Origin of the sequence: Diaphorobacter sp. HDW4A (assembly GCF_011305995.1) — a bacterium.
In the GTDB taxonomy this organism is placed as follows: Bacteria; Pseudomonadota; Gammaproteobacteria; order Burkholderiales; family Burkholderiaceae_C; genus Diaphorobacter_A.
Map to the genome: position 1 here is coordinate 5987780 of NZ_CP049910.1, position 13238 is coordinate 6001017.

13 protein-coding genes are annotated in these 13238 nt (G+C 64.2%); 3 read left to right on the top strand and 10 right to left on the bottom strand.

From position 1 onward, the window contains the following. Positions 1-40 precede the first annotated feature (40 nt). Complete coding sequence (locus G7047_RS27255; protein ID WP_166311430.1) at positions 41-1027, top strand: tripartite tricarboxylate transporter substrate binding protein; 987 nt, start codon at positions 41-43, stop codon at positions 1025-1027. On the opposite strand, the gene G7047_RS27260 is transcribed toward G7047_RS27255, so the two are convergent. Continuing rightward, the gene (locus G7047_RS27260) at positions 1014-2501 is read right to left on the bottom strand and encodes an MATE family efflux transporter (RefSeq protein WP_166311431.1); all 1488 of its coding nucleotides are present in this window, start codon (positions 2499-2501) and stop codon (positions 1014-1016) included. The genes G7047_RS27255 and G7047_RS27260 overlap by 14 nt on opposite strands. A gap of 155 nt (positions 2502-2656) precedes the next feature. Here G7047_RS27260 and G7047_RS27265 point away from each other — a divergent pair, with 155 nt between their 5' ends. Then, complete coding sequence (locus tag G7047_RS27265; RefSeq protein WP_166311432.1) at positions 2657-3502, top strand: creatininase family protein; 846 nt, start codon at positions 2657-2659, stop codon at positions 3500-3502. 34 nt (positions 3503-3536) lie between these two features. Next, a complete protein-coding gene (locus G7047_RS27270; RefSeq protein ID WP_240939286.1) occupies positions 3537-3974 on the top strand; it encodes a PaaI family thioesterase in 438 nt (145 codons plus the stop codon). Between the two features lie 18 nt (positions 3975-3992). Here the strand turns inward: G7047_RS27270 and G7047_RS27275 are convergent, their stop codons facing one another. From G7047_RS27275 to G7047_RS27315, 9 genes are all read right to left on the bottom strand, one after another. Beyond that, a complete protein-coding gene (locus tag G7047_RS27275; protein ID WP_166311433.1) occupies positions 3993-4664 on the bottom strand; it encodes a histidine phosphatase family protein in 672 nt (223 codons plus the stop codon). Between the two features lie 69 nt (positions 4665-4733). Then, the gene (locus G7047_RS27280) at positions 4734-5873 is read right to left on the bottom strand and encodes an SDR family oxidoreductase (RefSeq protein ID WP_240939287.1); all 1140 of its coding nucleotides are present in this window, start codon (positions 5871-5873) and stop codon (positions 4734-4736) included. 7 nt (positions 5874-5880) lie between these two features. Next, positions 5881-7143: an ABC transporter substrate-binding protein gene (locus G7047_RS27285; protein WP_166311434.1), complete on the bottom strand. Its 1263-nt coding sequence runs from the start codon at positions 7141-7143 to the stop codon at positions 5881-5883. Positions 7144-7191: 48 nt separating this feature from the next. After that, the gene (locus tag G7047_RS27290) at positions 7192-8265 is read right to left on the bottom strand and encodes a cyclase family protein (protein ID WP_166311435.1); all 1074 of its coding nucleotides are present in this window, start codon (positions 8263-8265) and stop codon (positions 7192-7194) included. Between the two features lie 206 nt (positions 8266-8471). Then, entirely contained in the window at positions 8472-9452 is a 981-nt protein-coding gene (locus G7047_RS27295; protein ID WP_166311436.1) for a threonine dehydratase, read from the bottom strand. Next, positions 9449-10150, bottom strand: a complete 702-nt coding sequence (locus tag G7047_RS27300) for a VOC family protein (RefSeq protein WP_166311437.1) — start codon at positions 10148-10150, stop codon at positions 9449-9451. The genes G7047_RS27295 and G7047_RS27300 overlap by 4 nt, the downstream gene beginning before the upstream one ends. Next, positions 10150-11070 carry a PhzF family phenazine biosynthesis protein gene (locus G7047_RS27305; RefSeq protein WP_166311438.1) on the bottom strand — a complete coding sequence of 307 codons (921 nt, stop codon included), beginning with the start codon at positions 11068-11070 and terminating at the stop codon, positions 10150-10152. The genes G7047_RS27300 and G7047_RS27305 overlap by 1 nt, the downstream gene beginning before the upstream one ends. A gap of 57 nt (positions 11071-11127) precedes the next feature. Further along, a complete protein-coding gene (locus tag G7047_RS27310) occupies positions 11128-11751 on the bottom strand; it encodes a glutathione S-transferase (protein WP_166311439.1) in 624 nt (207 codons plus the stop codon). Positions 11752-11961: 210 nt separating this feature from the next. After that, on the bottom strand, positions 11962-13152 hold the full coding sequence (locus G7047_RS27315) for a PLP-dependent aminotransferase family protein (RefSeq protein ID WP_166311440.1): 1191 nt from the start codon (positions 13150-13152) through the stop codon (positions 11962-11964). Positions 13153-13238 lie beyond the last annotated feature (86 nt).

A 13238-nucleotide genomic window follows, 5' to 3' on the forward strand; every position in this document is an offset into this window, starting at 1 on the left:
TGCTCGCGGTTCCAATAAGCCAACTCAGGAGATAAGCCTTATGAACGGTGTGTCGCGTCGGAGTGTTTTGCGCACGGGAGCAGCGGCTGCAGGTGCGGTGTCGCTCGGTCTGCCTCAGTGGTCCATGGCGTCGGGCAAGTATCCGGACAAGCCGGTGCGGGTGATCGTGCCGTTCCCGGCAGGAGGCACGACCGACGTGGTCGCACGCCTCATCCTGCAGAAGCTCGGCGAGGCCATGGGTCAGTCCTTCATCGTGGAGAACAAGGGCGGCGCGAACGGCGCCATCGGCTCCGAATTCGTCGCTCGGGCTGCACCGGATGGCTACACGCTGTTGTTCAACACCGCAGGGGCCCAGACGCTCAGCCCGGTGATCTACAAGTCCAACTACGAAGCGCTTGCGAGCTTCGAGCCCATCGGACTGGTCTGCGACGTGGGCTTTGTGCTGATCGCGCGCAAGGATTTGCCCGCCAACAATCTGCAGGAGCTGATCGCGCTCGCCAAAAAGGGCGACAAGCCGCTGTCCGCATCGTCCGGCAGCAGCATGCTTTCGCTGGTGACGGAGCAGTTCAAGAAGGCCATCAACGCGCCGTCGGTGATCAACGCGCAGTACAAGGGCACCAGCCCGCAAATGCAGGCCGTGGTGGCGGGCGAGGTCGATTTCTCGTTCGACTCGTTTGTCTCGGTCGAGATGATCAAGGCGGGCAAGGTCAAGGCACTGGCCGTCGTCATGCCGCAGCGCGCCGAATCGTTCCCGCAGGTTCCCACGCTCAAGGAACTGGGCATTCAGGGCATGGAATTCGGCTCGTGGGCCGGCATGCTCGCGCCCAAGGGCACGCCCAAGCCCATCGTCGACGAACTGGCTGGGCAACTCGCCAAAATCGTCAAGATGCCGGACGTGGTCGCTAAACTGAAGTCCTACGACTACGTGCCGCGCTTTGAAAACCCCGAAGAATTCGGCAAGCACATCCAAAGCGACACCGACCGCTGGAAACGCATCGTCAAGGAGACGGGTTTCAAGATCGAGTGATATCGGCTTTCGATGCCGGAGCGGGAGCGGGTGCGGGTGCGGGTGCGGGTGCCAACATGCGCGCCTTGCGCCAGTTGCCGAGTCGGTAGTACGCCATGGTCATCACCATGGAGCACAACGCGCTGATCGGAAAGCTCCACCAGATCGCGTCCGCGCCCCACTGGGGCTGCAGAAAATGCGCCAGGGGCACGCGGATGCCCCACATGGCGATGGCGAGGATGATGAGCGGCGGCATCACCGCGCCGGTGGAGCGGATCACGCCCGCGAGCACGAAGGTGACGCCGAAGAACACGAACGAGCCGATGGCGATGTGGTTGAGGTGGCGGGCGGTTTCGATGGCTTCGCTGCCCGCCGGAAGAAACCAGCCCATCATGAAGCGGTCGGCCATCACGATGATGAGGATCAGCGCGCCGGTCATCACCACATTGCAGAACACGCCCGCGCGGGCCGTGGCCTCCACCCGGTCCCAGAGCCGCGCGCCGACGTTCTGCGCGGCCATCGACGAGCAGGCCGCACCGATGGCCATTGCGGGCATCTGCACATAGGTCCAGAGCTGCAGCGCCGCGCCATACGCCGACGCGGTGTGCACGCCATACGCGTTCACCATGGAAATCATCGCGATCATGGCGAGTGAGATCATCAGAATTTGCGCACCCATCGGCAGGCCTTTGGTGATGAGTGCACGCAGGATAGTGAGGTCGGGCTTGAACAGCGCGAGTTCGTGGCTGCCGATCCACAGCGGGTGCTGGCGCAAGCGCAGCCAGATCAGCATGAGCGCGAATCCGATGGCGTTGGCGACCAGCGTGGCGAGCGCCGAGCCGGTCATGCCGAGCTTGGGAACCGGCCCCCAGCCGAAAATCAGCAACGGGTTGAGCGCGGTATCCAGAATCACCACCAGCAGCAGAAACCAGAATGGCGTCTTCGTGTCGCCCGCGCCGCGCAGCACGGCCGAGACGAAGGCGAACAAATAGAGCAGCGGAATCGCCAGAAAGATCACCTGCAAATAGGCCTCGGCGAGCGGCAGCGCGTCGGCGGGCGTGCCCATCCACTCCATGAGCCGGCGCGCGAGCGGCCAGCCTACGGCGGCGATCACGACGGAGGCCGCGCCAAAGAAGGTGGCGCTGGTGCCCAGCACCCGTTTGGCCTGCGCCACGTTGTGCGCCCCCATGGCCTGGCCGACGAGGATGGTGGCCGCCATACCCACGCCGAAGATCATGCCGATCAGCGCGAACATCACGTTGTTGGCGTTGGCCGTGGCGGTGAGCGCGGCCTCGCCGAGAAAGCGGCCGATCCACATCGCGTTGATCGAGCCGTTGAGCGACTGCAGCACATTGCCCGCCAGAATCGGCAGTGAGAAAACGAACAGCGTGCTGACGATGGGGCCCTTGGTGAGATCGCGCGTGGGCGAGCGTGGCAAGGGACGCTCCGTTTCGAGGTTCTGAGAGCTGGGGTCGCTGGACGCGTTGGAGGACATAGGCGCGAAGTGTGTGGCCGGGACTGCGGAGAGTCTGCCAGACAAAGGCGCGAAACCGAGGTACTTGGCGGTACTTCGCAAGCCCGGGCGCTTCCTGCCACAATGGGCATCCAATACAGGCAGCGGCCTGTTTGTGCTTTTTTCGACCTTTCGTCATGACATCATCCAGCCCCACCACCTCCGGCAACCTCTGGCCTTCGCGGCAATGGGCCGAGGTGAGCACGCACGATTTCGCCGCCGCGCAAACGAATGGTCTGGCCGCGCAGACCATCGCCGTGCTGCCGGTTGCGGCGGTGGAGCAGCATGGCCCGCATCTGCCGCTCAGCGTCGATGCAACGCTGCTCGAAGGCGTGATCGCCGCCGCGCTGCCGCAGATCGCCGCGCAGATTCCGGTGCTGTTTCTACCGCCGCAGAACATCGGCTTCAGCACCGAGCACACCAGTTACCCGGGCACGCTCACGCTCTCGCCCGCCACCCTGATCGCGCTGTGGACCGAGCTCGGAGCCTGCGTGGCACGCGCCGGCATCCGCAAGCTCCTGCTGCTCAACGGCCATGGTGGCCAGGTCAGCGTGATGGACATCGTCGCACGTGAGCTGCGCATGCAGCATGGCCTGATGGTCTACAGCAGCAGCTGGTTCAGCCTGCCGCTGCCCGACGAGGTGAATGCGCAGTTCAGCGCGCACGAGCACCGCTTCGGCATTCATGCGGGGCAGATCGAGACCTCGATGATGCTGCACCTCGCGCCCGATACGGTGCACATGGAGCGTGCAGAGAATTGGCACTCCACCTCGCAGGACCGATCCGAACAATTCGCGATTCTCGGCAATGGCCGCAGCGCCAAGATGGGCTGGGCCATTGAGGACTACAACGCGAGCGGCGCGGTGGGCGATGCTGCCGCAGCCAGCGCCGACAAGGGCGCGCGCGTGGTGCAGGCCGCCGGTGCATCGCTTGCGCGATTGCTCGAGGAACTGCATGCGCTTCAGTCTCCCGTGCCCCTCTGATATCCGTTGATTTTCCATTCTTGCTTTTCAGACCATGAGCCTCACCGTCGACATTCCCGTCTATCCCGCCGAGCCCGAGCACATGATCTTCGGCTTGCCCATGGCCATGGCGCGCGCCTTCGCATTGAAGGGCGAGGCCATCGGCAACGACCGTGCGCGCGTGCGCATGCCGTATCAGGAGCAGTTCACCAACAGCCGTGGCGACATGCATGGCGGCGCCATCGCGACGCTGCTCGACGTGGGGCTGTCAGCCGCTGCGCGCGCACATGATCCTGGGCGCTATGGCGTGATCACGGTGGACCTGACGATCCACTACATCGCGCCCGCCGCGGGTGACGTGATCTGCACCGCGATCTGCGAGAAACGCGGGCGCAGCCTGAGCTTTGTGCGCGGCGAGATTTCCAACGACGCGGGCGAGCTGCTCGGTATGGCGACCGGCACGTTCAAGCTCGTGGATCGCAACCCGGGCTGATGTGATCAGCAGGAGCCATCAAGCGTAGGTGGCCCAGTCTCGGTGTGTATCTGAATCGAGATGCGCGAGCGTGTTGAAGGTCTGCAGCATCAGGCGCTTGGGGCTGATGCTGAACTCGGTCACCGCGCTGTTGCGGATGCGCATGTTCAGCGCAATCATCATTTCGGCGGGCGTGGAAAGCACCTCGCTCATGGCGGTGGCGATAGGGCCACCGCTCGATACCAGCAGCACGTTGTGGCCCGCATGCTGATAGCGCACCTGTTCGAGCGCGCTGCGCACGCCGCCTGAAAATTCGTCCCAGCTCGGCATGCCGACCGGTGTGATGGTGCCGCTCATCCACTGCGCGAGCGCATCGCAGAGCAGCCGGAAATGCTGTTTGTAGAGCTCGGGCGTATGGACCTCGGGGCGCGGGCCGGGACGGACGGCGGCGATCAGCGCGTGGCTGTCGTATTCGTTGAGCGCGGGCGTGACCAACGGATCGCATTCCATTTGCAGGCCCTGACAAATGGCGTCCAGCGTCTGCGCATGGCGCTGCAGCGAGCCACGAATCACGGCGTCAAATTGCATGCCGCGTTCGCGCCAATATTCGCCAAGTCGCACGCACTGTTCGACGCCGCGCGCGCTCAGCTGATCGTAGTTGTCCGCGCCAAACGAAGCCTGTCCGTGACGCACAAGATAAAGCGTTCCCATGGCGCGGATTGTGTGCGCATGAAGCGATGGACGCTGTCGCTGGGGGGACTCGTTGGAGCCCCTTGTGCGTCACTTCGCACGGGCCATCTCTGCCGTTGGAAGCAGGCCTCTAGCCTGCAGTTGGCCGAACCATTTGCGGAACATGTCCTCGGTGTCGATGCAGCCGTTGAAGCCCGCCTGACGGACTTTCACCGAGCTCATGATCACCGGCGCGAGTGGTGCTTCCTTGCCGTGGTTCATCTGAAAGTCGGCGTACACCGCGCCCTGTCCGATGAAGCCCACGAGATCGCGCGGAGCCTTGAGACCATACTTGTCGACGATGGCCTCCCACGCCTTCTGTTCGCCGGGCACCGTAGCACCGAGCGATTGGGGTTCGGGTGTGCTCACTTGCATACCGAGCGCATCGGCAATGGCGGGCCAGACGTTCTGCCAGGTGAACACATCGCCGTTGTCGAGATTGAAGGTTTCATTGCGCGCATTTGGCGAGGTCGCGGCCCATGCGCAGGCCTCCGCGATGAGGTCCGCATCGATGGCCTGATTCACGCGTTCCGCTCCTCCGGGATAGGCGAGATCGAGGCCCCGTTCATGCCGCAGCCAGGCATACACGCCGATGGCGGGAATCGGGTTCATGTTGCTGCCCATCGCGTCGCCGAAGACGATGCGCGGGCGGAAGATGCTGAAGTGCCAGCGGCCCACGCGTGCTTGCCGCTCACGCAGAAAATCTTCCTGCAGCCAGTAGAAATTCTCGTGATCGTCGCGCGGCCAGCGCTCGCGTGCGGGCACGGCGATGCGCGGGTGGATGTGCACGCCATAGGCCTTGCCGCCCTGCATGATGCTCACATGCGTGAGCGCACTGCTCGCGCGGTCCAGTGGCTCGACCACGTTGCGCAGCATGTCGAGATTGGTGCGCATCTGGTCCTGATCGCGCCAGCCACCAACGAGACCGCCGGGCTGCTCGTAGACCGCCGCGTAGATCACATGCGTGATGTCGTCACGTTGCCCGAGCGCGGCCTCGCAGGCGGCGCGGTCTTGCAGGTCGAGCTGCAGCGACTGCGCGCCCGGCGGCAGATCCGCAAGCTTGCGGCGTGCCACGCCGATCACGTTCCAGTCGGGCAGCGCGGCGAAGTGGCGCAGACAGGCCTGCCCGACCACTCCGGTCGCGCCCACGACGAGCGCTGTCTTCTTGTCCTTCATTTGCGTGCCGTTCATGTGTGCGTCACTTCTTGACCATCGGACACTTGGATTGCGCGAGCGGCAGGAAGGCCTTGTCGCCGGGCACGGTCGCGATCAGCTTGAAGTAGTCCCATGGATACTTGGATTCCGCAGGCGACTTCACCTGGAAGAGGTACATGTCGTGCACCATACGGCCGTCTTCGCGGATGCGGCCGTTCTTGGCGAAGAAGTCGTTGATCGGCGTGGATTTCATCTGCGTCATCACCTTCGCGGTGTCGTCGGTCTTGGCCGCTTGCACCGCCTTGAGGTAGTGCATCGTCGACGAATACGCGCCGGCCTGACTCATGTTGGGCATCTTCTTCATCTTGGCGAAATAGCGCTTGGCGAAGGCGCGCGTCTCGTCGTTCATGTCCCAGTAGAAGCCTTCGGTCAGCATCAGTCCCGATGCGGTCTTGAGGCCGAGTGCATGCACGTCGGTGATGTACATGAGCAGGCCCGCGAGCGTCTGCTTGCTGTTTGCGCCGATCAGGCCGAATTCGCGCGCCGCCTTCACCGCATTGACCGTGTCCGCGCCCGCATTGGCGAGGCCGATGATCTGCGCCTTGCTCTGCTGCGCGGTCATCATGAACGAGGCGAAATCGCTCGCGCCGATGGGATGCTTGGCGGCGCCCAGCACCTTGCCACCGTTGGCGTTGACGACCTTGCTGGCCTCGTCCTGCAGGCTGTTGCCGAACGCGTAGTCAGCGGTCAGAAAGAACCAGTCCTTACCGCCGCGCTGGGTGATCGCGCTGGCCGTCACATTGGCGAGCGCGTAGGTGTCATACACATAGTGCACCGTGCTGGGCATGCACAGATCGTTGGTCAGGCGGTCAATGCCCGGGCCGTTGAAGACGATGACCTTGTTCTTCTGCTTGGCAACTTCGAGTACGGCGAGCGCGGGGGCCGACACCGCCACGTCCATCAGCGCATCGACCTTGCCGGTGTCAAACCATTCGCGTGCCTTGCTGGCCGCGATGTCGGCCTTGTTCTGATGATCGGCGGTGACCAGCTCAATCTTCTTGCCGAGCACCTTGCCGCCGAAGTCGTCGATGGCCATCTGAACGGCGGTGACCGTGCCGGGCCCGGTGATATCGGCGAACGGCCCGGCGAGATCCGAGATCACGCCGAGGCGGACCACGTCGTCGGAGATCTGCGCGTCCTGCGCATGCGAGAGCGTGGCGGCACCAAACAGCGCTGCGGCACATGCGAGCTGGCAGGCGCGGCGAATGGTGGAAGGGGCTTTGCGTTGGAAGGCGGGGTTGCGCATGGTCTTGTCTCCTGATGGGTATGAATGTTGGATGTCGAAAGCGTTGATTCAGATCGTCGCAATGGGCGTGACCGGCGAGCCGACGGCCCCCGGCAGGCGCAGCGGCGGTGCGGTCAGCAGGAGGCGCGTGCGGTCGAGTGCATGCAATTCGTCCGCCAGCTCCTTGAGATACCAGAGCTCGCCAAGCGGAATGCCGAGCTTGAACAGGCAGTGCTCATGCAGCGGCAGCAGCGCGTAGCGCGATTCGTCGGCCGGCGCGTTGCGCGGAGGATGGCGTTCGACCGCGTAGTTGTCGGCGACCAGCGCGGTCAGGCCGCTGTCGGTGATCCACTGCAGCAGGCGCGGGTCGCTGCCATCCAGCGCGGCACAGCTCGCGTGCAACTTGTGTGGATCGGGTTTGCGGTCCATCGACAGCACCAGTTCCGCAAAACCGGTGCGCAGCAGCACCATGTCGCCGGGCTCAACCATGGCACCCGTCACGCTCATCGCATGCATGAGCTGGTCGTATCCGATGTCCTGGAACGTCGTGCCGAACACGCGTGCGATGTCGATCAGCACCGCGCGGCCCTGCATGCCCTTGACCGCGAGGTTCTCGATGCCGAGGCGCTTGGCCACGCTCTCGTCGGCGGGGCGGCCCGCGCAGCACATGGCTTGATAGCGCGCGCTGGAAGAGGGTAGTCCATGATCGACAGGGCCGAGCACATGTTCGTGCCCGCGATATCCGTTGTAGTAGGTGACGTGCGCCTCGCCCGTGCCGTCGGCGTCGAACAGCGAGCCCACATGCGCGAAGGAATCCCACTGTGTCGAGTACTGCAGCGACAGCTGCACCTGGTCGTCGCTCACCACGTCGCTCGCGCCGGGGTAGACGTGACCGAGCGGGAAGTTCAAGTAGTCGATGTCGTCACGCTTCGTGGGCCGAAGACGCGGCGGATGGCGGCGCACGTTGAGCGCGTTGCCGCCCGGAAAATCAAGCGGTAGCGACAGGCAGAAACTCCGTCCTTCGCTCACCTCCGCCACGCCCTTGCGGACCTGCTCGGGGCCGATGAGGTTGGTGCGGCCGAGTTGGTCATCCGGCCCGAAATCGCCCCAGTTCGAGCCTTCGGGGCGCTGTTTCCATCGCATCGCTTCGTCTCCTTCGCCGTTGACATCGGCGTTGAAGTGCAATGGTGAAAGTGCGCGTCGCGTGCGTCAATCTTGATTTGAAAAGTTTTGACCAGCGAAACAGGCTGCCGGGAAAACCCTTGCGCTATGGCGATGGGTCAACCGGCATTCCGTTTTACAGCGTGGATTGGGCGATTCAAGTTTCGACTGGCAAAACAAAAATCGGGTCAGGCCAGCACCTTCGAAAAGACCGCCGCATCCACATTGCCGCCAGAGAGCACGGCGCCCACTGTCAGCCCCTTGAGCTGTTCGCGCTCCTGCATTGCGGCAGCAAAAGCGGCTGCCCCCGCGCCTTCGGCGACGTTGTGGGTGTCTTCGAAGATCGCCTTCATCGCAGTGGCGACTTCTTCGTCGCTGACCTGAACGACATGGTCGAGGTGCTGCATCAGCACCGACAGCGCGCTCGCATCGGCCACGCGCACGGCCAGACCGTCGGCGATCTGTGTGCTGACGGGCGCTTCGATCACGCGGCCTGCGGCGATGGAGTCGGCATACGTCGTGGCCAGCGTGCTCACGACGCCCACCAGCCGCACCGGATGACCGAGCGCGAGCTTGGCAGCGACGGCGGAACACGCACCTGAACCAAGGCCGATGGGCACGTAGGCGACGTCCATGTTCGGCACGGCGCGGAAGAGCTCCCACCACAGCGTGGAGACGCCGCGCAGCAGGTCGACATGAAAGCTCGGCACCATCAGCGCACCCGTTTGGCCGGACAGCGCAATCGCGTGTTCGCGCGCGGCCTGAAAATCGTCGCCGTGCTCGATCAGCTCGGCACCGAGCGCGCGCATCGCGGCATTCTTCTCCACCGAGTTGCCATGCGGCACGACGATGGTGCAGGCCACGCCTTTCTTGCGCGCTGCCCAGGCGATGCTCTGACCGTGGTTGCCGCGCGTCGCGCTGATCACCGACTTGGGCAACTGGCCGCTGTGAGCGAGTTGCTCGAAGAACGTAAGCCCGCCGCGAATCTTGAATGCGCCGACCGGGTTGTGGTTCTCGTGCTTGAGCCAGCAGTCGGTACCAAGGCGCTCGCTCAGCAGCGACCAGCGGTACTGTGGCGTGGCCTGGAATTCTTCATAAACCGTGCGCGCGGCGGACTCGATATCGGCAAGCGACGGGAGCGACATGGTGATGGGATGGGTCGTGTTCATGCGTTCAGGGTGACGAGTCCGCGCGGCGTGCTGAGCGTGGCGCGGAGGGTGTGGGGTGGATTGGGCGTGACGGCGATTTCTGTCTGGGCCAGATGCGCCGCAGCCAGCGCCTGTTCGAGCAGCGCCGCATCGGCATGCGCGAGCTGCAGCGACTGCAGTTGCACACCGCTTGCGGGTAGGGCATCTGAGGGATGCGTCGCGCCCCATTCGATGAGCGTGGGCAGGCAGCCGTCCAGCAGGCGCTGGCCGTCGTCACGCACGGTGATCTGCCATTCGAGCAGGCCGTTGGCTGTGGGGCGACTGGCCTTCAGGATGCTGCCGCGATCAATCTGCAACTGCTGCAGCCACGCGGCATGCGTGCTTGCGAGATCGGGCACTGCTGCTACCCAATGGATGAGGCGCGGACCGTCGTTCGCCACCTGCTTGCGCAGGGCGGGATCGTCCATGTCGAACCAGCGTTTCTGCCCCGCAGCGCGCGTGGGCACGGCTCCGGGGTTGAGCGTGATGATCTCGAGATAGGCGCGTGGAAATGCCGGGCTCGCGATGTGCATCAGCCGGTTGTGCGTGCCCATGAGCGGGTGTTCGCCACCGGCGCTCGGTGTCACGCCCAGCGTTGCTTCGCACCAGCGCTCACCTTGCGCCAGCGTGTCGGCAAGGATCACGAGATGGTCGAGGCGGGCGTTGGTGTCTTTCATCATCACAGCGTCACCTTTCCTTGGATGAGCGTGTGGCTCGCACCGCCGATCCAGACCTGGCCTTGTGCATCGCGCGAGACGTGCACGCGGCCATCGCGGTCGATGCAGGTGCCTTGGGCTGCGACGTAGGGCGCCTCGATGTGGCCGGCGTCGATCATCCATTGCGCGAAGCTCGCGTTGAAGCTGCCGGTGATCGGGTCTTCGACGGCGGTGGTGGTGGCGTTGAAGAACACGCGCACTTCGATGTCGCTCGCGTCGTCCGCGGCGCTGCGTTCAAACGCGCGCGCCTCGCGGCTCGAGCGGCCGATCAGCGCGTCGTTCTGTGGCGCGTACTTCGCCGCGAAGCCTACTTCGGCGCGGATCGCGTAGAGCGCGGAGGAGTCGGGTACAAGCTCCATCACGCGGTCTGGATCGCGCAGCAGCAGGGCCCAGAACAGCGGGCCGTTGTCCAGCAGCGCACAGTCGACGATTTCATCGCGTTGAAGGCCCATGGCGGCGAGCACGGCGGCCAGTTGCTCTTCGGTGAAGGGCTTGCGTGTAGATGACGGCGCGGCGAACGCAAGCGGCGCGGCGGCGTTGCTGTAGTCCACGCGGATTGGCACGAGGCCCTTGGCGCATTCCTGAATCACGATTCCCTCGCGCTGCGGTTTGCCGCCGCTTTGCAGCCACGCGTGGCAGGTGCCGAGCGTGGGGTGACCGGCAAACGGCAGCTCGTTGCTGGGTGTGAAGATGCGCAGGCGGTAGTCGGCACCGGGCTGGGTGGTGGGCAGCAGAAAGGTGGTTTCCGACAGATTGGTCCACCGCGCGAACGCCTGCATCTGCGCGTCGCTCAAGCCCTCGCCATCAACGACGACGGCCAGCGGATTGCCCTTGAAGGCGGAAGACGAAAACACATCGACCTGCATGAAACGACGTTCGCGCATAAGTGAGACCTCAACGGTGAAAGAAAAAAGAAAGTGGGCTGGTCTGGAAGCGATCCGCTAACTGACCTGCATGTCGAGCACGCCACGCGCGCCCGTGCGCTCCACGAGCGACTGGAACCAGCGCTCGGTGTGTGGCATGGATGGGCGCTGCAGCGGCAGTGCGAACCAGCGATGGATTTCACAGCCGATGGGGATGTCGGCCATGCTGAATTGTTCGCCCGTCATGTAGGCGTTCTTGGCGAGATGCGCTTCGAGCATCGCGAGCAGCGGCACAGTGGCGTTCACCGACTGCACGATGCGCGCATCGTCGCGCTGTTCGGCGGGCGTGCGCAGGAGTTGAATGAAGGCGTCGCGACCGGCGGGATTGAAGGTGGTCTGTTGCCAGTCCATCCACTGCTCGGCGACGAAGCGCGCCTTGATGTCGTCGGGGTAGAGGCCGCCGTGCGCGTAGCGGGCGCAGAGGTAGCGCACGATGACGTTGGACTCCCAGAGGCGGTAGCCGTCCTCGTCTTCGATGAGCGGGACGAGGCCGTTGGGGTTGTGACCGAGGTATTCGGCCTCGCGGACCAGACCGAACTGGCCGCCGGCGTCGGTGCGTTGCACGGCGAGGTCCAGTTCCTGGGCCGTCCAGATCACCTTCCGCACGTTGATCGAAGATGTTCTACCCCACAGTCTCAACATGTCTTTTGCCTCTTGTTTGTGTGCTGGTTCGCTGGTCGTTTGGAGGCGCCAATACAGCCCCTCATGCGTTGTTGCGAAGCCTTGCCGTATGAACATACTGTCTGCGGCTTCGACGCCTAGCCTGAGGGGCTGTCTTGGCGTTGGGGTGGTGGTTCGGTCGCCCGATGCGCTGCTCGGGGGCGCTGCCGAGGAGACCGAATACCGTCGTGGTCATGCCTTTGCGTTCAGCTCTTCCTTGATCGTTTCGGCCAGCGCAGCAACGGCGGTGTTGATCTGGTCGGCGGTGGCGGTGACGAACGACAGGCGCATGGTGCGCACATCGGCGTTGTCGGCATAGAAGGCGGCGCCGGGGACGAAAGCGACGTTGCGCTCTACGGCCTTGGGCAGGAGCTTGGCGGTGTCGATGCCTTCGGGCAGGCGCAGCCACAGGAACATGCCGCCCTTGGGACGGTTCCACTTCACATCGAGGCCGGCCATCTCGCGCTCGAGGGCGGCGACCATGGCTTCGCATTGGCCCTTGTAGAGCTTGCGGATCTCGGGCACGTGGCGGTCGAGGAAGCCGTCTTTCATCACTTCGGCAACGAGGCGCTGGTTGAAGCTCGGCGTGTGCAGATCGGCGGCCTGCTTGGCTTGCAGCAGCTTGGGGTAGATGTTCTTGGGCGCGACAACGAAGCCCAGACGCAGGCCGGGGGCCAGCACCTTGGAGAACGAGCCCATGTAGATGCTGCCTTCGGGATTGCGCGCGGTGAGCGGCTTGGGCGGCTGCTCGTCGAACCAGAGATCGCCGTAGGGGTTGTCTTCAACCAGCGGAATGCCGAGTTCCTGTGCCTTGGCGACCAGCGCCGCGCGGCGTGCTTCGGTCATGGTGCGGCCCGTGGGGTTCTGGAAGTTAGGCAGCAGGTACATGAAGCGCGCCTTGTCGGCACCCGTTCCGGCCTTGGCGGCGAAGTCTTCGACGATGGGGCCTTCCTCATCGCTCGCGACCGAGACCACGTTGGGCTCCATCGGCGAGAACGCCTGCAGCGCGCCAAGGTAGGTGGGCGTTTCCACGAGGATACGGCTGCCCGCATCGATCAGCACTTTGCCGATCAGGTCCAGCGCCTGCTGAGAGCCGGTGGTGATCAGCACCTCGTCGGGGCTGATGTCCCATGGCAGGAAGTCGGCAATCGCTTCGCGCAGGGGGATATAGCCTTCGCTTGCGGCATATTGCAGGGCCGACGCGCCATCGTTGTTCAGAATGCTGGCCGCAGCTTCGGCAAACGAGCTGATCGGGAATGTCTTGGGCGAGGGCAGGCCGCCCGCCAGGCTGATGATGCCGGGCTTCTCGGTCACTTTGAGGATTTCCCGGATCACCGAGGGATTCATCTTTTCGGCGCGTGCGGCCAGAGTCCATTGAGTCATGATGCTTGCTTCTTGCGTATGCAGCCCGGCTTGCGGCGCGCGGCTGCGGGGGGAAACGTGGTGGGTTGAAGGCGGTGCCCGTGTAA